General features: G+C 64.0%; 17 protein-coding genes and 2 pseudogenes. 10 read left to right on the forward strand and 9 right to left on the reverse strand.

The window, feature by feature from the left end; translation table 11 throughout:
• Window positions 1-515: 515 nt before the first annotated feature.
• Window positions 516-1,382, forward strand: coding sequence for a S1C family serine protease (locus tag ACSKB9_RS01440; protein WP_438071262.1), 867 nt, complete (start codon window positions 516-518; stop codon window positions 1,380-1,382).
• Window positions 1,383-1,401: 19 nt separating this feature from the next.
• On the opposite strand, the gene ACSKB9_RS01445 is transcribed toward ACSKB9_RS01440, so the two are convergent.
• Window positions 1,402-2,397 carry an LLM class flavin-dependent oxidoreductase gene (locus ACSKB9_RS01445; protein ID WP_438071264.1) on the reverse strand — a complete coding sequence of 332 codons (996 nt, stop codon included), beginning with the start codon at window positions 2,395-2,397 and terminating at the stop codon, window positions 1,402-1,404.
• 85 nt (window positions 2,398-2,482) lie between these two features.
• Between ACSKB9_RS01445 and ACSKB9_RS01450 the strand changes: the two genes are divergently transcribed.
• Both ACSKB9_RS01450 and ACSKB9_RS01455 read left to right on the forward strand, forming a co-directional pair.
• Entirely contained in the window at window positions 2,483-2,620 is a 138-nt protein-coding gene (locus tag ACSKB9_RS01450) for a hypothetical protein (RefSeq protein WP_438071266.1), read from the forward strand.
• Window positions 2,621-3,143: 523 nt separating this feature from the next.
• Window positions 3,144-4,268 (forward strand): metallophosphoesterase, encoded by a 1,125-nt coding sequence (locus ACSKB9_RS01455; RefSeq protein WP_438080015.1) that lies wholly within the window; start codon window positions 3,144-3,146, stop codon window positions 4,266-4,268.
• Between the two features lie 97 nt (window positions 4,269-4,365).
• On the opposite strand, the gene ACSKB9_RS01460 is transcribed toward ACSKB9_RS01455, so the two are convergent.
• Both ACSKB9_RS01460 and ACSKB9_RS01465 read right to left on the reverse strand, forming a co-directional pair.
• Entirely contained in the window at window positions 4,366-4,620 is a 255-nt protein-coding gene (locus tag ACSKB9_RS01460; RefSeq protein WP_063790162.1) for a hypothetical protein, read from the reverse strand.
• A 111-nt stretch (window positions 4,621-4,731) separates the two neighbouring features.
• A complete protein-coding gene (locus tag ACSKB9_RS01465; RefSeq protein WP_438071268.1) occupies window positions 4,732-5,427 on the reverse strand; it encodes a hypothetical protein in 696 nt (231 codons plus the stop codon).
• A 312-nt stretch (window positions 5,428-5,739) separates the two neighbouring features.
• Between ACSKB9_RS01465 and ACSKB9_RS01470 the strand changes: the two are divergent.
• Both ACSKB9_RS01470 and ACSKB9_RS01475 read left to right on the forward strand, forming a co-directional pair.
• A pseudogene (locus ACSKB9_RS01470) lies at window positions 5,740-6,446 on the forward strand (L,D-transpeptidase).
• Window positions 6,447-6,532: 86 nt separating this feature from the next.
• Complete coding sequence (locus tag ACSKB9_RS01475; protein ID WP_438080017.1) at window positions 6,533-6,964, forward strand: lysozyme inhibitor LprI family protein; 432 nt, start codon at window positions 6,533-6,535, stop codon at window positions 6,962-6,964.
• A gap of 81 nt (window positions 6,965-7,045) precedes the next feature.
• Here the strand turns inward: ACSKB9_RS01475 and ACSKB9_RS01480 are convergent, their stop codons facing one another.
• Window positions 7,046-8,473 (reverse strand): hypothetical protein, encoded by a 1,428-nt coding sequence (locus ACSKB9_RS01480; RefSeq protein WP_438071269.1) that lies wholly within the window; start codon window positions 8,471-8,473, stop codon window positions 7,046-7,048.
• Window positions 8,474-8,608: 135 nt separating this feature from the next.
• A complete protein-coding gene (locus ACSKB9_RS01485; RefSeq protein ID WP_438071270.1) occupies window positions 8,609-12,382 on the reverse strand; it encodes a vitamin B12-dependent ribonucleotide reductase in 3,774 nt (1,257 codons plus the stop codon).
• Between the two features lie 811 nt (window positions 12,383-13,193).
• On the opposite strand from ACSKB9_RS01485, the gene ACSKB9_RS01490 reads away from it, so the two are divergent.
• Window positions 13,194-14,087: a DMT family transporter gene (locus ACSKB9_RS01490; protein ID WP_438071271.1), complete on the forward strand. Its 894-nt coding sequence runs from the start codon at window positions 13,194-13,196 to the stop codon at window positions 14,085-14,087.
• Window positions 14,088-14,246: 159 nt separating this feature from the next.
• Here ACSKB9_RS01490 and ACSKB9_RS01495 read toward each other — a convergent pair whose 3' ends face one another.
• Window positions 14,247-16,484 carry a CHASE3 domain-containing protein gene (locus tag ACSKB9_RS01495; RefSeq protein ID WP_438071273.1) on the reverse strand — a complete coding sequence of 746 codons (2,238 nt, stop codon included), beginning with the start codon at window positions 16,482-16,484 and terminating at the stop codon, window positions 14,247-14,249.
• 19 nt (window positions 16,485-16,503) lie between these two features.
• Window positions 16,504-16,908, reverse strand: a complete 405-nt coding sequence (locus ACSKB9_RS01500) for a response regulator (RefSeq protein ID WP_028332273.1) — start codon at window positions 16,906-16,908, stop codon at window positions 16,504-16,506.
• 180 nt (window positions 16,909-17,088) lie between these two features.
• Here ACSKB9_RS01500 and ACSKB9_RS01505 point away from each other — a divergent pair, with 180 nt between their 5' ends.
• Window positions 17,089-17,985: a DMT family transporter gene (locus ACSKB9_RS01505; protein ID WP_438071275.1), complete on the forward strand. Its 897-nt coding sequence runs from the start codon at window positions 17,089-17,091 to the stop codon at window positions 17,983-17,985.
• Between the two features lie 66 nt (window positions 17,986-18,051).
• Here ACSKB9_RS01505 and ACSKB9_RS01510 read toward each other — a convergent pair whose 3' ends face one another.
• Window positions 18,052-18,612 (reverse strand): BA14K family protein, encoded by a 561-nt coding sequence (locus tag ACSKB9_RS01510; protein WP_438071277.1) that lies wholly within the window; start codon window positions 18,610-18,612, stop codon window positions 18,052-18,054.
• A gap of 269 nt (window positions 18,613-18,881) precedes the next feature.
• Here ACSKB9_RS01510 and ACSKB9_RS01515 point away from each other — a divergent pair.
• Window positions 18,882-19,291, forward strand: a pseudogene (locus ACSKB9_RS01515) (NADH:ubiquinone oxidoreductase subunit NDUFA12).
• A 373-nt stretch (window positions 19,292-19,664) separates the two neighbouring features.
• Here the strand turns inward: ACSKB9_RS01515 and ACSKB9_RS01520 are convergent.
• Complete coding sequence (locus ACSKB9_RS01520) at window positions 19,665-20,351, reverse strand: DJ-1/PfpI family protein (RefSeq protein ID WP_438071279.1); 687 nt, start codon at window positions 20,349-20,351, stop codon at window positions 19,665-19,667.
• A 140-nt stretch (window positions 20,352-20,491) separates the two neighbouring features.
• Between ACSKB9_RS01520 and ACSKB9_RS01525 the strand changes: the two genes are divergently transcribed.
• A complete protein-coding gene (locus tag ACSKB9_RS01525; RefSeq protein ID WP_438071281.1) occupies window positions 20,492-21,430 on the forward strand; it encodes a GlxA family transcriptional regulator in 939 nt (312 codons plus the stop codon).
• A 122-nt stretch (window positions 21,431-21,552) separates the two neighbouring features.
• Window positions 21,553-21,771, forward strand: a complete 219-nt coding sequence (locus ACSKB9_RS01530; protein WP_141343333.1) for a hypothetical protein — start codon at window positions 21,553-21,555, stop codon at window positions 21,769-21,771.
• Window positions 21,772-21,815 lie beyond the last annotated feature (44 nt).

Below are 21,815 nucleotides of genomic sequence, written 5' to 3' on the forward strand. Positions count from 1 at the left end.
GATGCCGGTGGAACGGTCTGCGCCTCTATCCGTTGCCGTCCGTCGCTCGGCATTGCGCCCCTGTGCTGCAGGGAACGGTTCACTGATCGTCGCGTCCGGGCCGGCAACTCATCCAGGAGCAATCGGCTGATCCCAAACATGGACGCGGAAGATGAATCAGAGAAATTCGGCCTTCGTCTGCCTTCGCACGTCGCTCGTCACCGCCGCCTTCACGTCGGCGTTGCTGGTGGGCGCTAGTCTTGTGAGCGCAAGTCTTGCCCACGCACAGCCAGTGAATTCGCGCGCGGATCATGGCAATGGTGGTCCCGGCGAGTTCGCCGACCTTGCGGAGAAGGTCGGGCCGGCCGTGATTGGCGTCAACGCCAAGGTGGCGGCAGCGGCGGATGACGACGACTCTTCTCCAGGCGAGTCTCCCGGTAGACTCCCCCGGCGGTTCTCTCGGGCCGGACGGCTCGCCCGATCAGGACACGCCAGGGAGGGCTGTTCCGAATCCTGGCAGGCGCGGACCGGGCAATGTGCCGAAGTTGGGTGAGATGACCTCGATCGGTTCGGGCTTCTTCATCTCGGCGGACGGCTACGCAGTGACGAACAATCACGTCCTCGGCGGCAGCGACCGCGCCGATGTCCGCACCAGCGACAACAAGGTCTACAAGGCGAAAGTCCTGGGCAAGGATCCGGTCAGCGACCTGGCCCTGCTCAAGGTCGATGGGCGGACCGACTTCAGCTATGTCAAGCTCGCGGATCAGGCGCCGCGCACCGGCGATTGGGTGCTCGCGGCAGGTAATTCATTCGGCCTCGGAAACACCGTCACCGCGGGGATCGTCTCGGCGCGTGCACGCGACCTGGAGACCGGGTCGTCGGAAGATTTCGTCCAGATCGACGCGCGGATCAACCGCGGCGATTCTGGCGGGCCGAGCTTCAACACGCATGGCGAGGTGATCGGCGTGAACAGCCTGATCTTCTCGCCCTCCGGCGGCTCGGTCGGTGTCGCGTTTGCGATACCCGCGGATACCGTGAAGACGGTGATCCCGCAGCTGAAGGACAAGGGCACGGTCACGCGTGGCTGGATGGGCGCCCAGATTCAATCGATCACCCCCGGCATTGCCGAAAGCTTAGGTGCGAACAATCTGCACGGCGCGGTCGTGGTCGGCGTGCAGACCGGCGGTCCGGCGGCGAAGGCCGGATTGAGGCGAGGCGACGTGATCACCTCGGTCAATGACGAGCCGATCAAGAGCGCCAACGAACTGACCAAGAAGGTCTATGCGGGAGCGCCGGGCAGTTCGGTCAAGCTTTCGATGCTGCGGGACAATGCGCCGAATTCGCTGAGCGTGACGCTGGGCCAGCTCGCGCAATCGCAGGCGCCCGCCGGTGCGCCGAAGTGATCCCACCCATCCTGCAGGTTTACGTCTGCGGCGCGATCCCGCCGGCCTTGGCGATCAATTCGAACGATCGCAGCCGCTTCTGGTGATCATAGACGTCGGACACGATCATCAGCTCGTCGGCGCCGGTCTCCGCGACCAGCGCGTCGATGCCGGCGCGCACCGTCGCGGGCGAGCCGATGATGGAGCGCGCGAGCATCCGCATCGCCTGCACCTTCTCCGACGGCGACCAGTAGCTCTCGATGTCGTCGATCGGCGGCTGGCTGAGGCCGCGCGCGCCGCGGAAGATGTTGGTGAACGACATCTGCTGCGTGGTCGCCAGCCGCCGCGCCTCCTCGTCGGTGTCGGCGGCGATGATGTTGACGCCGACCATGGTGTAGGGACGATCGAGCTGCTCCGACGGCTTGAAGCGGGCGCGATAGATCTGCAGCGCCTGGATCAAGAGCTCGGGGGCAAAATGCGAGGCGAACGCGTAGGGCAGGCCGAGCTCGCCAGCCAGCATCGCGCCGAAATTGCTCGAGCCGAGAATCCACAGCGGCACGTCGGTGCCGGCGGCCGGCACCGCCTGGATGCGCTGGTTGGGACCGGCCGCCGCGAGGAAAGCCTGCACCTCAAGCACGTCCTGCGGAAAGTTCTCGGCCAATTCCGGCGTGCGGCGCAGAGCGCGCAGCGTGAGCTGGTCGGTGCCCGGCGCGCGGCCGAGGCCGAGGTCGATGCGGTCCGGAAACAGCCGCGCCAGCGTGCCGAACTGTTCGGCGATGACATAAGGTGCGTGGTTGGGCAGCATGATGCCGCCGGCGCCGACCCGGATGGTCTTGGTGCCCGCCGCGATGTGCCCGATCACGACCGACGTCGCGGCGCTGGCGATGCCCGCCATGTTGTGATGCTCCGCCACCCAGATGCGGCGATAGCCGAGAGCCTCCGCATGGCGAGCGACATCGCGCGCGTTATAGAGCGCGCCGCGCGCGTCGGTTTCCTCGGTGACGCGGACGAGATCGAGTATGGAGAGGGCGGCCACGGCGACTCCGGAGCGTTAGGGACGGGGAGCCGATGGTATTTGGCTGTGTCCGGGTGGGTGCGAAACGGCGGGGAGCAGCCGGTTCATGCAGATGCATATGGATGCGGTCGCCACGCCGGTCAATCCGCCCGATGCGATCGAGGAAGCAGAGCTGCCCACCCAAAATATCGAAAACAACCCCATGCAAAGTAGGTTGCCGCCGGCACTCCGAAGTACGACTTGACGCGTCGGGCAAATCAGCGGTACTTTTCCATTATTCCGAAATAACCCGGGCGCTCGCAGCCGCTCGAAAGTGTGGGTCAATCTGCCGAACCCGACAGTGTAGGGGCAGCGTAGGATGTAGAGCCAACGGGTCCGCGCAGCGCGCGGCCCGATGATAAACTCCGCGAAACCCATCACGCTGCAGCCGAGTGGCGAGATGATGCCCGACCGCCGCCATCGGAGGATCGACGCGTCAGCCCCCAGACGATTGCGGCCGTGGCGAAAATTGAGCGACGTTCAAGTTCTATTTCCGAAGGAGCGGCTGGTGATGTCTATGCGGGGAGGCGCCTGGGGACCTCAACCAAAGCTTCAACGTGGCCTTCGGCTTTGCGGGGCGGCGGCCGTGTGCGCGCAGGACGTTTCCGCGAAGCGCAACTTGCCGAAGATGTGCTGATGATGGCGGCTTACGCGCGCGGCCGATCCACCCTACCTTCGCTGGGCGCCGACCTGCACAGCCTTAACCGATCCGATCCGGAGCGAAACCTATTCCCCAGCTCATTTTCGGCCTGACCAGCCTGCTGATCCTGGCCCGCTTCATCTGGCCGCTCGACTGGCCGCTCGCGGCAAAGATCGTCGCCGCGTTGCTGGTGCTGGTCGCCTTGCAGTTTCACCGCTGGAACAGGCTGTCGTCGGGATCGGAATTCTCGCCGGAGTTTCCGCGTCCGGTGGTCGTCCTGTTCAACTGGGCGTTCGGCGCGATCATGCTGCTGGCGCTGCTGCAACTGGCGCTCGATGCCGGGCTGCTGGTGGCCGCGCTGATCCACGGCGGCTTCGTCGGCGCGCCCGACGGCGTCCGCTATGCGCTTGCTGCGCTCGCGGCCGCAGCCGCCGCGATCGGCGTCCATCAGGCGATGCGCATTCCGCCGCTCAGGGATGTCGAGGTCGGCATCCGGGCACTGCCGCGGCAGTTCGACGGCTACACCATGCTGCAACTGACCGATCTGCACATCAGCCGGCTGTTTCCTGCGCCATGGGCGCGCGCCGTGGTCGAGCGATCGAACAAGCTCGGCGCCGACCTGATCGCGATCACCGGCGACCTGATCGACGGCACCATCGATGCGCGGCGCAACGACATCGCGCCGCTGCGCGACCTGATGGCCGCCGATGGCGTCTACGTGATCTCGGGCAATCACGAATATATCTTCGGCTATGACGGGTGGATGGCGCATTACGAAGCGCTCGGCCTGCGCTCGCTCGAGAACCGGCACATCGTGCTCGAACGCGGCGGCGGCCGCCTGGTGATCGCAGGGATTACCGACCGCGCGTCGCGCCACCGGGGGCATTCCATCCGCGACCTTGCCGCGGTTCTCGACGGCGCACCCAAAGGCGCGCCCGTCGTCCTGCTCGACCACCAGCCGAGCGACGCACGAAAGGCAGCCCGGCTCGGCGTCGCCCTGCAACTCTCCGGACACACCCATGGCGGATTGATCCTGGGGATCGATCGCCTCGCCGCGCGCGCCAACGCCGGCTTCGTCTCCGGCCGCTACGACGTCGACGGGATGACGCTCTACGTCAACAACGGCACCGCGCTATGGCCCGGCTTTGCCTTGCGGCTCGGCCGCCCCTCTGAATTGACGCGGATCACGTTGCGTGTGGCTGACGACGCCTGACCGATCGATTGCAATGACGCCGTGACGCTTGCGATGGCGCGCCGAGGTGGCGGGGTTAGCGCGGACGTTCCGAAGGTCGCAGGAGGGTGAGAATCGGTCACTCACGTTCCAAGGCCGGCGGCTGCCATGCGTCGATCGCCGTCTCCGGGTAAATCTGCACCGAGCCGGGCTCGAAGTAGCTCTCGATCGCATATCCGAGCCTGGTCAAATCCGTACGATACCAACCAACAATTCGACCGCGCCATGATGCTCGCCCCTTCTTGGCGGCATAGTCACCCATTTGAAACTTTGCATCTGCGGGCCACGGATCGACCATCTCGCCTCCGACCGAATTGCCTTGAAAAGAAGACATTATGGCCGACCCATCTACGTCCGCAACGGGTCGATTTCGTCCCGCCGCTCGGCGTTACCGCGACGAAGGCGGATTACGCTGCGCTAATCCGCCCTTCGAGCTGCGAGATGCTCATCGCGTCGGTCTCTTTTGGTAGACACCTGAAAATGAGACGTTTGTCCCGCCGCAATGGAGGTTGTCGCCGACAACCAGTAACTTGCCGACGAGCTGCATGGTGACCTGACAGTCGAGTTCGTCCGTCCCGTCACCAAATTTCATCTTATCGCCTGAAGGTTTTGCTTCGTAATCAAGCTCGCCGGAATGGGTGCGGCTGCCCGAACCCCAAATGGCCTCGCCCTTGATGGCCAGCTGACCTGCCTCTTTCGATTTCGAGATGCGAATGACGTTGTCGTAGGCACGCCATTCGCCGAGCCAATCCCGTTCTGCCGGTCGTCGTATGTCCTCCTGCCACGCAAGACTTTCGATCTCGATCCAGCCGACCGTCTCAGTGCCCTTGCGAGGTTGAAACCAACTGCATGCGAACTTGCCTGACGTCCGGGAAACAATGACTTCATCGTTGCGAACGACATAAGTTTTCAGACGACAGGCTTGGTCGTCGGGGCAACGCTCGTTGCCATCGCCGCGGAAATAGATCCTGTCGCCGGCTGCGCCTTTGATCTTCGCCAGCCTGTACTCGGTGCTCTCGCGCGGGAAATATCCGTTCCGACAAATGTTGTCGGCGTTGCCCTTGAGCTGGCCGGATGCGGGCGAGGTTTGGAGAATGCTCCATGCGAGGAGTCCGAGCGAAGCCTGGACAACGCGTCTCATTGGGTTTTCACCTTCGATTCATTTTCCGCATGGAATGCGGCAGGGTGGTGGGGCGGTAATTCCATACTAATTTGGTCCGACAAAGCGCCGCAGATCAATCGCATAGAAACGTGATCAATCAGTTGTTGCCATCGCGTAGGGCGGATTAGCCGAAGGCGTAACCCGCCGAAGTTCTCGCATTGTTCCCGGGGAGGATTCACAAGACCGTCTGTTGGTCAACCTCGGACAATGACGAAGAACTTTTCTTTTCCCTTCTGCTGTATGCCAAAGTCTGCTCCGGCCGCGCAACGGGACAAGGGGAGATCCGAAATCATGATGATGGACCGTGGACTTGCCGACGCCGGCGCGATGGGCGAGGGCGCTCTGCCTGGGCCTTCGTCGCGGCTTCTCAACCGCCGGGCGTTTCTGGCCGGTTCTGCTGCCGGTCTCGCCGCACTGAGCCTGGCCGGTTGTGCATCCGACTACATGAGCCTGGCCGAGGCACAGAAGGTCTACGGGCCCGTGCCCGACGAGAAATTCCCGATCCCCGCGATCGACGTCAGCAAGGTCGATCCGAAATATTTTCGCAAGACAGTGAAGTACGACAGCGCTGAGGCGCCCGGGACGATCATCGTCGATCCCGGCAAATACTATGTCTACCGCATCGAAGGCGAAGGAAACGCGACCCGCTATGGCGCCAATGTCGGTCGCGATGGGTTCCGGTGGAGCGGGGAGGCTTATGTCGGGCGCAAAGCCGAATGGCCGACCTGGACGCCACCCAAGGAGATGATCGCGCGCCAGCCGGAGGCGGGCAAATATGCTCGCGGCATGCCGGGAGGTCTCGACAATCCACTTGGCGCGCGCGTGCTCTACCTCTACCAGAATGGCGTGTACACGCTTTACACGATCTATAGCACCAGCACCCCGAAACGATCGGGAACGGCATTACGAGCGGCTGTACCGGCCTCCTCAGTCAGGACATGATCGACCTCTATTCGCGAACGCCCGTCAAAACGAAGGTGATCGTGCTGCCGGCGTAGGCAACGTCGGCCGTCGGGTCCAGGCTCTGCCAGGGATGCTTTGTACGGCGACGCTTTTCGAAGGACGCAGGCAGGGTGATTTGGACGTGGTGATGCTTTCGCGGAGGCTTGTCGTCGTTGCGGCCATGCTCGTGCTCGGGACCTTGTCGGTCCGCGCGCAGCAAAGCGCCGCGTATGATGCGTGCATGGACAAGGCCGAAGGGGTGTCAACGAAGATGCTCGATTGCGGCAGGACCGAAATCGACCAGTGGGACACGAGGCTCAACGCCGCCTATCAAGCCCTTCTCGTCAGCTCGAAGGGCGAGGCGCACGCGCAATTGCTCAGGGAGCAGCGGACCTGGCTGAAGCATCATCTCAGTGAAACCCATCGCCTTGCCGCGGACCCCGACAACGGCTCCGTCGCGTTCCTCGAACTCCCAGGCGTTCGAATTAAAGGACATCGCCGACCGCACGCTGCTTCTCGAGAGGCGCGCCCATGCCTCGCGGTAGACGGTGCCGATTTGACCGTCAGCGAGTAGGGCGGGTGAGCGAAGCGTAACCCGCCGCGATCTTAGCTAGCAAAAGGGCGGATTACGCTTCGCTAATCTGCCCTACGCTTGCTAGAGCTTTGAAGCAGATGGGGGGCCGTACAGACAATCTATTGCTACCACTTCGATTTGAACGCCTGCAGCAGTGCTGACTTCCTGCGCGATAGACATGATGCCTGCAACGCGTCTGAAGTCTGCCTCACGCTGGCAAGCCACCAGGAATATGCCTCTATCAATCTGTTCCGCCTTCAAATACATGGGCAACTGTTTTGAGAGGCCGGACCAAAATTTCGAATTGCTCGCGAGCTTAGCCTCAAGCAAAACTCGACTCGAATAGCCTTGGGAAAATTTAAAATCGACGGGGCCGCGACCAATGTTGGCTTCCTTGGAAATGTCGATGTTGTTGGCTTGGCAATATGGAATAACCACGCCTGAAAACAGTGCTTGAAAGGCTATTTCGTGCTTAGGCGTCCTATCGTCGTTCCAGAGAAGCCGCCACCCTTCGTTGTTCTCGACATAATTCTTGTACTGGTTAGCAAACTGAAGAACAGATTTGAACAGATCGTCCGAAGATGAAATCAGGCATTGGATAAGATTGTTACCCGCCCAGCCTCGTGCCGCGAGATACGGCTGATAATAGCCGTGGGGATCGGTCCTTAAATTGTAGGGTTCGCTGCCCTCGACCTCCTTGGCCTTGATGTATTTTTCTCGGAGTTCTGGATGTCGTCGTGCAAGGTCAATGATCGTCGCCTTGTCCACATTCTTCGTTATGTCGCTTCCGAATTCGCGGCGGATTGTTTCGTTTTGCGTGTCAAAGCAATAGTCCCAGAAGTCGGCCGGATTGATTGTAGGTAGGGACCGCAAGTAGTCTTCAGGTATCAACAGAATGGGATGGTTGGTGTATGGATTCAATGGTAGAGCGTATCGCGCTGCCTGCCACCGTCCTTTTGATATGTCAAAGAAGGCCCGCAGGTATCGAACCTCCTGCGTAGGTAACTCGTGCCGTTTAGCTATTCGTTCTGTGTATTTTGCTAACCGATCTCGCAATATTCCCGCGGTAGCATCGCTTATTCGATCGGCGCCGATGCGCTCCTCGAATATCTGCACTTCTTCGAAGTGCTCGAGCTTTTTTATCCCTTGCCGGACAGCAGAAAGAAGTCCCTTGGCCATCTGCGTGGCAAGGCCGCGGCCGGACCCTGAGCCGCGCATCCCGACTCCAGAATACCCGATGCAAAGCTCATATACCTCTCCCAATTCGAGGAGAGTTGTCGCTTGCTTCCAGTGAGGTGACGATGATTTTCCGTCGCTCTGCGCAATCAACTTGAAAATGAAGTCGAAGAACTGAACGACTTCGGCATGACTGTCTCTGAATTCATCGTCGCTCTCCTTGTCGAAAATTAGAAAGGGGTCGATGAAAAGCTTTGTATCAGTGAAGAGTATTGGATCGAACCAGGTGTCGTCGACCGATTTTGTTATCTGAAACCGCTCCGAGAAAAGCATTGTCGCCTTTTCCTCGCTTGTCGAAATTACTCCGTTGAGACAAAAAAGTCGTAGCTAGCGCATGTCGCTGGCTACGACTGAAGAATCGTCAAGAACGTACTATGTCTCTCACTGCGGCATTCCAGGCGTTTCGCCTCACGAACACCCCGTCGTGCTTCCGCAAGTATCGCACTTCATGCACGTGCCGTTCCGCACCAGGGTGAAGTTGCCGCACTCCGAGCACATCTCGCCCTCGTAGCCCTTGGCCTTCGCTTCGGCGCGACGCTCGGCCTTGCTGGGGGCGGCGGCTGCGGCGGTGCCGGGCTTGCTCCAGTTCAGCGCCTCGAGCTTCTCGGTCGGCGAGAGGTCGTGGCTGACTTCCTGCTTCAGGGCGACCGCGCCTTCGACGGTGTCGGAGGCGCCGCGCGAGGTTGCGCCGTGGGAGGCGAGCGCGGTGACGCGGTTGCCGGCGGGCGCGTTGTCGGCGCCCTGGCTCACCGCGGCCGAGCCGCCGCGCATGACGACGAGGTTGTCGGTGCGCGACCGGGTCAGGCCCTTCGACAGATATTTTGTCGCCTGGTGCTGGGCGGGGGCCTCATCCGGCTCCTTGCCTTCCTCGACGCCCTTGCCGAGCGCGTCGAAGCCGCTTTCGTTCGGATCGACATGGGCGAGGTCGAAGCGCGCCATGTAGCTCACCGCGAGCTCGCGGAACACATAGTCGAGGATCGAGGTCGCGTACTTGATCGAGTCGTTGCCCTGCACGGGACCTGCGGGCTCGAAGCGGGTGAAGGTGAAGGCGTCGACATACTCTTCCAGCGGCACGCCGTATTGCAGACCCAGGGATACTGCGATCGCAAAATTGTTGATGAAGGAGCGCAGCGCCGCGCCTTCCTTGTGCATGTCGATGAAGATCTCGCCGAGCCTTCCGTCGTCATATTCGCCGGTGCGCAGGTAGACCTTGTGGCCGCCGACAACCGCCTTCTGGGTGTAGCCCTTGCGTCGGTCAGGCATCTTCTCGCGCTCGCGCATCACGACGATGCGCTCGACCAGCTTCTCGACGATCTTCTCCGAGACCTGGGCGGCACGCGCCGCCATCGGCTTCTCGTAGAGCGCTTCCACCGCATCGTCCTCGTCCTCATCGTCGGCGATGAGCTGCGAGTTCAGCGGCTGCGACAGTTTTGAGCCGTCGCGGTACAGCGCGTTGGCCTTCAGCGCCAGCTTCCACGACAGCAGGTAGGCGGACTTGCAGTCCTCCACCGTGGCGTCGTTCGGCATGTTGATGGTCTTGGAGATCGCGCCCGAGATGAACGGCTGCGAGGCCGCCATCATCCTTATGTGGCTCTCAACCGAGAGATAGCGTTTTCCAATTTTGCCGCAGGGGTTGGCACAGTCGAACACCGCATAGTCGTCTGCCTTGAGGTGAGGAGCTCCCTCGACCGTCATCGCGCCGCAGATGTGCACGTTGGCGGCCTCGATCTCGCGCTTGCTGAAGCCGACCGCCTGGAGCAGGTCGAAGCCGGGGGCCGCGATTGCCTCGGCGCCGATGCCGAGCTGGTCGCGGATGAAGTCTTCGCCGAACGTCCACTTGTTGAAGGCGAACTTGATGTCGAACGCGGTCGGCAGCGCCTTTTCCACCTTGGCGATGGCTTCATCGGTGAAGCCCTTTGCCTTCAGGGTCGAGGCGTTGATGCCGGGCGCATTCGACAGCGAGCCGTGGCCGACGGCGTAGGCCTCGATCTCCGCGATCTCGCTCTCGCGATAGCCGAGCGCGCGCAGCGCCGAGGGCACCGCCTGGTTGATGATCTTGAAGTAGCCGCCGCCGGCGAGCTTCTTGAACTTCACCAGCGCGAAGTCGGGCTCGATGCCGGTGGTGTCGCAATCCATCACCAGGCCGATGGTGCCGGTCGGCGCCACCACCGTGGTCTGGGCGTTGCGATAGCCGTTGACCTCGCCGAGCGCCAGCGCGTCGTCCAGCGCCAGCCTGGCATGCGCGACGATGTCTTCCTGCGGGCAGGAGGCGTGATCGAGCGGCACCGGGTTGACCGAGAGCGCCTCGTAACCGGCGGCGTTGCCGTGGGCGGCGCGGCGGTGGTTGCGGATCACGCGCAGCATGTGCGCGGCGTTCTTCTTGTAGCCCGGGAAGGTGCCGAGCTCGGCCGCCATCTCCGCCGACGTCTTGTAGGCGATGCCGGTCATGACAGCGGTCAGCGCGCCGCACAGCGAACGGCCTTCCTTGCTGTCATAGGGCAGGCCCATGGTCATGAGCAGGCCGCCGATATTCGCAAAACCGAGGCCGAGGGTGCGGAATTCGTAGGACAGCTCGGCGATCGCCTTCGACGGGAACTGGGCCATCATGACGGAGATTTCGAGCACGATGGTCCAGAGCCGGCAGAGATGCTCGTAGAACTCGATGTCGAACCGCTTGGTGGTCGTGCTGTAGAACGTCAGCAGGTTGGCCGAGGCGAGGTTGCACGCCGTGTCGTCCAGGAACATGTATTCCGAGCAGGGATTGGACGCGCGGATGTCGCCGGACGCCTTGCAGGTGTGCCAGTCGTTCATCGTGGTGTTGAAGTGCAGGCCGGGATCGGCGCTCGCCCAGGCGGCGTAACCGATCTTCTCCCAGAGGTCGCGGGCCTTCAGCGTTTTTGTGACTTTCCTGGTGGTGCGGCCGACGAGATTCCAGTCACCGTCGGTTTCCACCGCGCGCAGAAAATCATCCTTCAGCGACACCGAGTTGTTGGAGTTCTGGCCGGAGACGGTGAGATACGCCTCCGAATCCCAGTCGGTGTCGTAGGTGTCGAACGAGATATCCTTGTAGCCCTGCTTGGCGAACTGGATGACGCGCTTGATGTAGTTGTCCGGCACCAGCGCGCGGCGCGCAAGCTTGATCTCGCGGCGCAGGGCAGGGTTCTTCTCCGGATCGAAGCAGTCGTCGCCGCTGCCTTCGCAGTTCACGCAGGCCTTCATCACGGCCTTGAGGTGCTTCTGGTTGATCTTGGAGCCGGTGACGAGCGCCGCGACCTTCTGCTCCTCCTTCACCTTCCAGTCGATATAGGTCTCGATATCGGGGTGATCGGCGTCGACCACGACCATCTTGGCGGCGCGGCGCGTGGTGCCGCCGGACTTGATCGCGCCCGCGGCGCGGTCGCCGATCTTGAGGAAGCTCATCAGGCCGCTTGAGCGGCCGCCGCCGGACAGCTTTTCGCCTTCGCCGCGCAGGCTCGAGAAGTTGGAGCCGGTGCCGGAGCCGTACTTGAACAGGCGCGCCTCGCGCACCCAGAGGTCCATGATGCCGCCCTCGTTGACGAGGTCGTCGCCGACGCCCTGGATGAAGCAGGCATGCGGCTGCGGATGCTCATAGGCCGACTTCGATTTTGTCAGTTTGCCGGTCTTCCAGTCGACATAGTGATGGCCCTGGCCGGGGCCATCGACGCCATAGGCCCAATGGAGACCGGTGTTGAACCACTGCGGCGAGTTCGGCGCGACCATCTGTTTTGCCAGCTGGAAGCGGAGTTCGTCGAAGAAGGCGAGGGCGTCTTCTTCCGAAGAGAAGTAGCCGCCCTTCCAGCCCCAATAGGTCCAGCAGCCGGCGAGGCGATCGAACACCTGCTTGGCCGAGGTCTCGCCGACGATGCGCTCGTTCTCGGGCAGCGCTGCCAGCGCCTCGGTGTCCGGCACCGAACGCCACAGCCACGACGGCACGGTCTCTTCCTCGACCTTCTTCAGGCGCGCGGCAACGCCCGCTTTACGGAAATACTTCTGCGCCAGCACGTCGGAGGCGACCTGCGACCAGAATTCCGGAACCTCGACGTTCTCGGCGCGGAACACGACCGAGCCGTCCGGATTGCGGATCTCTGAGGTGGTCAGGCGGAAATTGATCCCGGCGTAGGGAGATTGTCCGCTGGTGGTGTTGCGTCGTTCGATTCGCATGGTCGAGCCCCGTCTCTTCTTCTGCCCGGCCCCGCGTTCTCCGCAGGTGCCGGAATGTTGTCTGTTCGCGGACTTCGGAACACGCGTCAGCACGCCTCCCGTCATCCGCAGCTCAGCCGGTGGACCCGGCCTGTTTTCTCTCATCCGCTGGGCGCCGGTATGACCGGTCCTGCGGCGGCATCGTCCCGGCGCCCGACTGGTCGGGTGCTCCGGGTCATGCATTCAACGCCCCAAAACGCTTCACGCGACACGTCACGCGTACGCTTCTTCGCGGGCCGGTTACGGCCTCTGTTTCCGGGTCCTTCGCGGCCCGTTTGACGTCCCGACGGTGCCCCAAAATCAGGGCAGAAAAGCCCTTCACCCGCGGCCCGAAGGCCTGGCGGAGTGGTCATTTTGGAACCCTTGTGGGAGCGACCGGCGGGGACCCAAACACACTCGCGCCGAACAGGTTGAAAGCTAGGCCATGTCCGTCACGCCCGTCAAGGACTAGTACGAGTTTCTGAATCAAACACTAAATATGGTGGAAAGAGGGGGATAACAGGGGTCGGTGCCGCGCCTGTGATCGAGCCAACTATCGGTAAGTCCTCAGGGATTCCCAAGCCAAAAATATTCCTATCGCCTGTGGATCGGAGCTTCGCCCCGCTGTTCACAGGCGAAGTTTTTATTCGCGGTCCCGGATTGAATTTTGGGGACTCACGTAGGCCTACGGGCAAAGTACGGATCAGGCATGTCAGAGCCGTGATGGTCGGGCGACAAAATCGCGGGCAAGGTGAGGCCAACTCACATCCTTTTCACACCCTTGCCGGGTTCCATGACAGTCCAGAAGCCTTCCGCGCGGCCGCGCCTTGCGCCCGCCGGCCTGATGTTCCTCGCCATCACCTCGGTGGGCTGGGGGTTCAACTGGCCGTCCACCAAGTTCCTGCTCGGCGAGCTGCCGCCGCTGACCCTGCGCGGCACCACCGGGGTGATCGGCGCCGTGCTGCTGGCGGTGCTGGCGCTGATCCGCGCCCAGAGCCTGCATGTCGAGAGCCGGCTGTGGCCGCGGCTCGTGCTGTATGCGGCGCTCAACGTCACCGGCTGGATGGTGCTGATGGGGCTGGCGCTGCTCTGGCTGCCGGCGAGCGAGGCCGCGCTGATCGCCTACACCATGCCGGTATGGGCCTCGCTGCTGGCCTGGCCGGTGCTCGGCGAACGGCCGACGCTGCTGCGGACCATCGCGCTGGTGATGGCATTCGCGGGGCTCGCCGCGATCATGGGCGGCAGCGGCATCAGCGCAAGCCGGGAGAAGCTGCCGGGAATCATCATGGCGCTCGGCGGCGCCTTCGGCTTTGCGCTCGGCACCGTGCTGGCGAAGAAATATCCGCTGGTGATGCCGCCGATCCCGGCCGCGGCCTGGCAGATCGGCCTCGGCTGCGTGCCGATCGCGATCGTCGGCATGATGATCGAGACCACGCATGTCGACCGCATCACGACCGTCGGCTGGTGGCTGCTGGTCTATTCGACGCTGATCCAGTTCTGCGTCGCCTATGTCGCGTGGTTCGCCGCGCTCGCGCGCCTGCCGGCCTCGGTGGCGGCGATCGGCACCATGGCGGTGCCTGTCATCGGCGTGGTGGCGTCCGCGGTCGCACTGCACGAGCCGCTGGGGCCAAGCCAGATCGTCGCGCTGCTGTTCACCCTCGCCGGTGTCGCGCTGGCGACGAGGTAAGTCGCTTCTCTTTCACCGCGTCATTGCGAGGCGCGCAGCGCCGCGGCAATCCACTGCCTCCACAAGCGGCGAAATGGATTGCTTCGCTTCGCTCGCAATGACGGGGAGCGCGCAGAGCGGCCATCCGAGCGAGGCGCCACGCGCTATCGGGCGCTCACATCACTCGCCGAGCGCCTGCTGCAGCATGCTGGCGAGCTGCGCCTTGCGGTAGGGCTTGGCCAGCAGCAGCACGCCTTGGTCGAGGCGGCCGTGATGCACGATCGCGTTCTCGGTGTAGCCCGAGGTGTAGAGCACCTTGATGCCGGGCCGGCGTTTTTGCACCTCGTCGGCGAGCTGGCGGCCGTTCATGCCGCCGGGCATGATCACGTCGGTGAACAGGAGGTCGAACTTCTCGCCCTTGTCGACCAGCGCCAGCGCGGCGCGGGCGTCGGGCACGGCGATGGTCTTGTAGCCGAGCGCGCCGAGCTGCGTGACCACGTAGTTGCGCACCAGCTGGTCATCTTCCACCACCAGGATGACTTCGCTGCCGCGCCGCACCGGCTCCGGCGGGGGCGCCTCGACCTCGACCTGGCCGCGGGCAGGGGGCAGATAGAGCTTGATCGTGGTGCCGTGGCCTTCCTCGCTGTAGATCTTGATATGTCCGCCGGACTGCTTGACGAAGCCGTAGACCATGCTCATGCCGAGGCCGGAGCCCTTGCCGACTTCCTTGGTGGTGAAGAACGGCTCGAACACCTTGTCCTGCACCGCGTGCGACATGCCGGTGCCGGTGTCGCTGACCGCGAGCAGCACGTAGCGGCCCGGCGTGATGTCGGGATTGACAGCCGCATAGGCGTCGTCGAGCACGATGTTGCTGGTCTCGAACAGCAGCTTGCCGCCGTTCGGCATCGCGTCGCGGGCGTTGATCGCCATGTTGAGCAGCGAGTTGGCAAGCTGCGACGGATCGATATGGACGCTGGCGACATCGGGCGCCAGCACCGAATTGATCTCGATCTGCTCGCCGAGCGTCGGCCGCAGCAGCTTGGCGATGTCGACCACGGTGCCGTTGATGTCGACGGTGCGCGGCTCCAGCGGCTGGCGGCGGGCGAAGGCGAGCAGATGCTGGATCAGCTCGCGGCAGCGCTCGGCGGCGCGGTCGATCAGCTCGGCGGTTTTCGCGAGCTGCGGCTGGGCGCGCAGGCTGTCGACCAGCGTCTCGGTGGTGCCGGTGATGACCGTCAGCATGTTGTTGAAGTCGTGCGCGACGCCGCCGGTCAGCTTGCCGATGGCGTCGAGCTTCTGTGCCTGCTGCAGCTTGTGCTCGGTTTCGCGCGAGGCGGTGATGTCGTGATAGATCAGCGCCGCGCCGGTGATGGTGTCGTCGCCGTCGCGCAGCGGCCGGCCCGAAACCACGAGGTGAATCTCCGGCGCGCCGCGCACCGGCTTGGCGACGAATTCCAGCCCGTCGAATTCCTCGCCGCGCAGCGTCCTGGCCGACGGCATGTCGTCGGCCTGCATCGGCGTGACGCCGTCGGACTGGAACACGTTGCTCATGGCGCGCAGCTGCCGGACCGTCATGCCCGGCTTGTAGCGCAGCATCTTCTCGGCGGCCGGGTTTGACAGCAGCACGGTGCCGGTGCTGTCGATCACCAGCACCGCCTCCGCCATGGTGCGGAAGGTGGTTTCCATCACCGAGGTGGAACGGCGGAGCTCCTCGAGCGCGGCGCCGAGATCCTTGGTGCGATCGGCGACCTTGCCCTCGAGCGACAGATTGGTCGCCTTGGTCGCGCTGAGCGCGCCCTGCAGTTCGCGGCTGGCGCGCCGGGCCGTCAGCGTCAGCGCGATCGCGAGCAGCAGGATCATCGCCACGCCGGCGAGATCGATCATCAGCAGCAGCCGTCCATTGGTCTTGGACTGGTCGGTGCGAATCCGGAGCAGGCGGCGCTCTTCGGTGACCAGGCGGTCGAGCGCCGCGCCGACCTTGTCGGTCAGCGCGCGGCTCTCGCCCGCGGAGACCAGCGCCGCGGCGCCGGCCGTGTCGCCCGCGCTGCGCAACCTGATCAGCTCGGCGCCGAGCGCAATGGCACGCTGGACCTCGACCCTGGTGCCCGTGATCAGCTGCGCCTCCTCGGGGGCCGACGTCACCGCGGCCATCAGATCGTCGAAGGCCGCGGTGAGGGCTGCGCTCTGGTCGCGAAACTCGTCGGCAAAGGACGCATCGCCGGTCAGCGCGAAACCGCGCGCCGCGCTCTCGACGCTGCGCGGCAGCTGACGCGCGTCCGAAATGCGCTTGAGGATGCTGAGCGTGCGGTCGACCGAATCAATCTCGCTGCGCGACTTGACGTCCAACCCGATCGACGCCGCGCTGATGACGAGGAGGATCGCAAGGCCGCTGCCGAGAATGAGACGCTGGGAAGCCATCGACGATTAGTACGAGCAATTATTTCGAAAGACGAGCGGAAGGTGCATACTTCGCAAGACATTCGTTAACGGCGGCAATCAGCGCCTGCGGGGTGAACGGCTTGCGCAGGCAGGCGGAGGCGCCGAGCTCGATCGTCATCCGCAGGAAGTCCGGCGCGCGGTCGGCATTGGCGAAGGCATAGCCCGACATCGCGATGACGGGAATTTCGGGGGCGCGCTCATGGAAGACGCGGATCGCCTCGAACCCGCGCATATGCGGCATGAAGACGTCGACCAGCATGACATCGAAGGTGGCCTGCTCGAGCGCGCGCATGCCAGCTTCACCGCCATCGGCGACGGTGACCTCGAAGCCCTGGCGTTGCAGACACACCTCGATGGCAACGCACACCATCGGGTCGTCATCAACCACGAGAACGCTCGGCACGATGCATCCTCTTTCTAACGGCCTCGCGTGCCGGCGACTCGCTTGGCCTGTTCGTCAATTAAGGCGGAACCTAGACGGAAAGTCTGTATCATAGAATGCATATGCTGTTTGCTGACAAGCGGATTTCCAGCTAGCCGTGACACATCACCTGTATTTGTCCATCCCCTTTACGACAGGTCCATGACCGCAGTTCCCATGGCCGGCCGCGCCCCGCTGTCACCGCTTGGCGTCGCATTCCTGGTGGTCGCCTCGATCGGCTGGGGACTCAACTTCCCGATCATGAAGTTCCTGCTCACGGAGTGGCCGCCGCTGTCCTCGCGCGGGCTGTGCGGCGTGGTCGGCGCGGTTGCGCTCGGGCTGGTCGCGCTGGTGCGGGGACAGACGCTGCGCGTGCCCGACGGCATGTGGTTGCGGCTTGCTTTGGTGTCGACACTGTCGATCGGCGGCTGGGTCGCGTCCATGGGCCTCGCGCTGATCTGGCTGCGGGCCAGCGAGGCGGCCGTGCTCGGGATATCAATTCCGGTGTGGGTCGCGCTGGTGGCCTGGCCGGTGCTCGGCGAGCGCGTGTCGCTGCCGCGTGCGCTTGCGCTTGCGGTGGCGCTCGCCGGGATCGCGGTGCTGATCGGCGGCGGCGGCATCGACGCAAGCCTCGGCAAGCTGCCGGGGATTCTGTTCGCGCTCGCCGGCGCGGTCTGCGTCGGGCTCGGCACGGTGCTGACCAAATCGTTCAAGCTCGCGATGCCGCCGCTGTCGCTCGCGGCCTGGCAGCTTGCGATCGGCTGCGTGCCGATCGCAATCATCGGCATCATGATCGAGCAGCCGCAGCTCGCCGCGCTGTCGCAGTTCGGCTGGGCGTCGATGATCTACATGACGCTGATCCAGTTCTGCCTTTGCTATGTCTGCTGGTTTGCGGCGCTCGAGCGATTGCCGGCGGCGACCGCGTCGATCGGCACGCTGCTGGTCCCCGTCGTCGGCGTGCTTGCGGCAGCGGCGATGCTGCGCGAGCCGCTCAGCACGAGCGACATCGCAGCGCTCGTGGTGACGTTCGCGGCCGTCGCGGTCGCCTTGCGCACATAAGACTTGCGTACATGAAAAAGGGCGGCGCTGGCGCCGCCCTTTTGCAATCAAGAATTCAGGCCTTCATTACGGGCAGGGATGCCGCCGGCCGTCATAGCCGAGATAGGTGCCCGAGGCAGGATCGTAGGACCTGTAGCGCTGCGCGCAGTAGCTGGCGCCGCCATTCGGCACCTCCACGGCAACAGACGGTTCATCGTAATAGCCGTAGCTGTCGTCATAATAGCCGGGGCCGTAGCCATAGCCGGAGCCGTAATAAGCGCCCGAGGCGAGGGCGCCGCCGACGACCGCACCGGCCACCGCGCCGGGCCAGAATCCGCCGCCACGATGATACCCGCCGTGCCAGCCGCCACCGCCGCGCCAACCGCCGCCGCCACCACCGGCCCAGTGACCACCGCCACCGCCGCCGTGCCAGCCGCCGCCACCGCCGCCGCCCATGGCACCTCCGCCTCCGCGGCCGCCGCCAAAGCCGCCGCCACCACCACCACCGCCGCCGCCAACGTGGCCGCCGCCGCCGCCCATCGCGCCCATCTGTGCGGCAGACTGGGCGAACGAAACGGTCGGCGCCACAGCCAACGGCAGCGCAAGCGCCAGAGCCGCGGCGGTGCTCAGAACCTTCATATTGATCATTTTGGACTCCATCAAAACGGTGAATGTCTAACCATCTCTGTGGTCGGACGTTCCCGTGCTCCACATTGATTGTGGGTCATCTTCGCGTAGCCGGCGGCTCATGTATGGCAGCTGAACAAAACTCCTCGTGAGCGCGTCATTTGGTCGCCAAATGGGTGCATAAACCGGGGGCTGTCCGAGGGGTGCGGGGCTACCTTGGCGGCGGCTGGACATTTGGGGAATGAGGTGGCATCAGAGCCGCATAGTCTCGAACCGACGACCGGCCACGCATGAAACAATTCCTGCTGAAATTCTTCACCTGGTGGAATGGCCAGACCTTTGGCACGCAATTGTGGACCTCGCGATTCGGTGAACTGGTCGGCGAGGACGAGCAGGGCAACCGTTATTACCGCACCAAGGGTGGTGAGATCGATCCGACGCTGCATTTCGAGCGTCGCTGGGTGGTCTACAACGGTTACGCCGAAGCCTCCCGTATTCCGGCCGGCTGGCACGGCTGGCTGCATCACACCGTCGATGTGCCGCCGACCGAGCAGAGCTACCAGGCGCGCGAATGGGAGAAGCCGCATCTGCCGAACCTGACCGGCACCGCGCAGGCTTACCGCCCGTCCGGCTCGACGCTGGCGAGCGGCCGCCGCCCAAGGCGACTGGCGACTATCACGCCTGGACGCCGGGAAGCTGACTTTCACGCATTGTTGTTCTGACGTGCACGCGCGTAACGACGCGCGTGCATCGCACACGCGCCCGGCAGCGCAAGCGCGCGCCTGTGAACAACGGTAACAGCGGGGACAGATGGCCCGCAGCCGATGCTGCCCGCTTGCGCCGGGCGCGGGTTCGCGGCTCAATAGGGCCATCTTACGGAGATGGGAAACCATCGCGTCGGATCGGGCTCCAGATCGCGACTGTCCCGATGTGCAGCGGCCTCCGAGTTGGATGCGGCCGGGAGATAGGCCCCCGGTACAGACGTCCTGAAATCGCCCGCAAATGTGAGGCTACCGTGAGACAGGAAGGGCCGCTCGGGAAACCGGGCGGCCTTTTTCTTTGCGGCGATCAGGTCAGGACAGCCGTGCCGCGGCACGGCCCATCAAGTCGGCGCGGCGCGCCTGCGACGGCGCGATCCGCTCTTTCATGAAAGCGAGGATCTCGGCCGGTGCGGTATCCGGCGAGCCCGCGTTGAACGGCGGGGCCGGGTTGTATTCGAGCCTGAGCTGGATCGCTTCCGCGGTCTTGCGGTCGACGAGCTCCGACACCAGCGTCAGCGCGAAGTCGATGCCCGCGGTGACGCCGCCGCCGGTGAAGCGATTGCGGTCGACGCAGACGCGCGTCCTGGTCGGAATGGCCCCGAAGCCCGACAGGAAATCAATCGAGCTCCAATGCGTGGTCGCGCGATAGCCCTTGAGCAGGCCGGCCGCGCCGAGCACCAGTGATCCGGTGCAGACCGACGTGACGTATTTCGCACCCTCGGCCTGCTTGCGGAGGAAGGCCAGCATCTCCTCGTCACCGACCATGTCGTCGGTGCCGGAGCCGCCGGGCACGCAGATCACGTCGAGCTGCGGGCAATCGGCAAAGGTCGTGGTCGGCGTCAGGACCATGACGGAATCAGTCGGAACGGGTTCGATGCGTTTCCAGATCAGATGCACCTTGGCGCCGGGGACCGAGGAGAACACCTGCAGCGGACCGGTCAGGTCGAGCTGGGTCACCTTCGGGAAGACGAGCAATCCAATCTGCAGGGGTTCGGTCATCGGGGGCTCCAAATAGCGCTTGACGGAACCACGATGGCATGATGGCCTCTCGTCCAAAATGGCGTATTTCCCTCATTTTCGGACGAAGGCTCCTGAGAGAGGGCCGCCAGGAAAGTAACGTCACCCGCGAGGATTTGGCGATGATCGGCATCCTGATCTTTCCCGACTTCCAGCTGCTCGACGCGGCCGGGCCGATCGCGGCCTTCGAGATCGCGGCGCGCTTCGCCAACAACGCGCCGGCGATCAGGACGCTTGCCGTGAAGGCAGGACCGGTGCGCTCTTCGTCCGGTGTCGAGATGCTCGCACGCGGCTTCAAGCCATCGACGGCGATCACGACGTTGATCATTGCCGGCGGCAACGGTGTGCGCACGCCGGCGACCTGTCCAGCCACGCTGTCATTCGTGCGGCGGATGGCCGGCCGCGGCATTCGCGTCGCCAGCGTCTGCTCGGGCGCCTATGTGCTGGCCGAGGCGGGCCTGCTCGACGGCCGCCGCGCCACCACGCATTGGCAGCGCACGCCGCATTTCGTGAAGTCCTATCCGAAGATCAAGCTCGAGCCGGACCAGATCTTCGTCCGTGACGGCAATATCTGGAGTTCGGCCGGCATCACCGCCGGCATCGACCTCGCGCTCGCGATGATCACCGAGGACTATGGCGACGAGGTCGCGCAGAATACCGCGCGGCAACTCGTGCTGTATCATCGGCGCAGCGGCGGGCAGTCGCAGTTTTCCTCGCTGCTGGAATTGAAGACGCCGAACGGCCGGTTCGGGCCACTGCTCGCCTGGGCGCGCGAGCATCTCAATGCGCCGCTGACGGTCGAGAACCTCGCCGACAAGGCCGGGATGAGTTCGCGGCATTTCACCCGCGCCTTCATCGCGGAGACCGGCACGACGCCGTCGAAAGCGGTCGAGCGGCTCAGGATCGAAGTCGCGCGGCAGCGCGTGCAGTCGTCGGGCGAGGCGATCGAGCGCGTCGCCGAGATCACCGGCTTCCGCGATCCTGAGCGGATGCGCCGCGCCTTCATCCGCGCCTTCGGCCAGCCGCCGCAATCGCTACGGCGTGCGGCGCGGGCCGGGTAGGCGCGTTTGGGACAAGCTCGTTGTCCGATTTCACGCGATCCATGTCGTCTTTGCAGTGATGAACCTGGCGAGGGTTCCCGTGACCCACGTTAAGTGGGCATTGGGGACCCGAGGAGGTTCTAATGACAAAGCATCGAACGATTACCGGGTTCGTGGCTGTCGCCCTGCTGGCTGTCACCGCAACCGCCGCGACCATCAAGTCGCACGCGCCCCGGACCGACGGCATCGCCGTCGCCAGCACGGACGCGCTCCCGGCCAAGGATTTCAGCGATCGCTGGTCCGCGATATCCGATTTGCCTCCGGCAACGGACATGACCGGGCGTGCAACTGACGCACGTTAAGGGCATGGACGGAGGTCCGGCCGGTTCGAGGACGCAGCCCGTGC

This window comes from Bradyrhizobium sp. BR 1433 (assembly GCF_051547665.1).
Lineage (GTDB): Bacteria > Pseudomonadota > Alphaproteobacteria > Rhizobiales > Xanthobacteraceae > Bradyrhizobium > Bradyrhizobium australafricanum.

Bases quoted from the DNA above. Each gene is read 5' to 3' on its own strand.
- ACSKB9_RS01490 (WP_438071271.1), top strand. From the start codon at position 13,194: ATGACAGTCCAGAAGCCTTCCGCGCGGCCGCGCCTTGCGCCCGCCGGC.
- ACSKB9_RS01485 (WP_438071270.1), bottom strand. From the start codon at position 12,382: ATGCGAATCGAACGACGCAACACCACCAGCGGACAATCTCCCTACGCC.
- ACSKB9_RS01460 (WP_063790162.1), bottom strand. From the start codon at position 4,620: ATGTCTTCTTTTCAAGGCAATTCGGTCGGAGGCGAGATGGTCGATCCG.
- ACSKB9_RS01530 (WP_141343333.1), top strand. From the start codon at position 21,553: ATGACAAAGCATCGAACGATTACCGGGTTCGTGGCTGTCGCCCTGCTG.
- ACSKB9_RS01510 (WP_438071277.1), bottom strand. From the start codon at position 18,612: ATGATCAATATGAAGGTTCTGAGCACCGCCGCGGCTCTGGCGCTTGCG.
- ACSKB9_RS01525 (WP_438071281.1), top strand. From the start codon at position 20,492: ATGATCGGCATCCTGATCTTTCCCGACTTCCAGCTGCTCGACGCGGCC.
- ACSKB9_RS01480 (WP_438071269.1), bottom strand. From the start codon at position 8,473: ATGCTTTTCTCGGAGCGGTTTCAGATAACAAAATCGGTCGACGACACC.
- ACSKB9_RS01450 (WP_438071266.1), top strand. From the start codon at position 2,483: ATGCAGATGCATATGGATGCGGTCGCCACGCCGGTCAATCCGCCCGAT.
- ACSKB9_RS01465 (WP_438071268.1), bottom strand. From the start codon at position 5,427: ATGAGACGCGTTGTCCAGGCTTCGCTCGGACTCCTCGCATGGAGCATT.
- ACSKB9_RS01520 (WP_438071279.1), bottom strand. From the start codon at position 20,351: ATGACCGAACCCCTGCAGATTGGATTGCTCGTCTTCCCGAAGGTGACC.
- ACSKB9_RS01505 (WP_438071275.1), top strand. From the start codon at position 17,089: ATGACCGCAGTTCCCATGGCCGGCCGCGCCCCGCTGTCACCGCTTGGC.
- ACSKB9_RS01495 (WP_438071273.1), bottom strand. From the start codon at position 16,484: ATGGCTTCCCAGCGTCTCATTCTCGGCAGCGGCCTTGCGATCCTCCTC.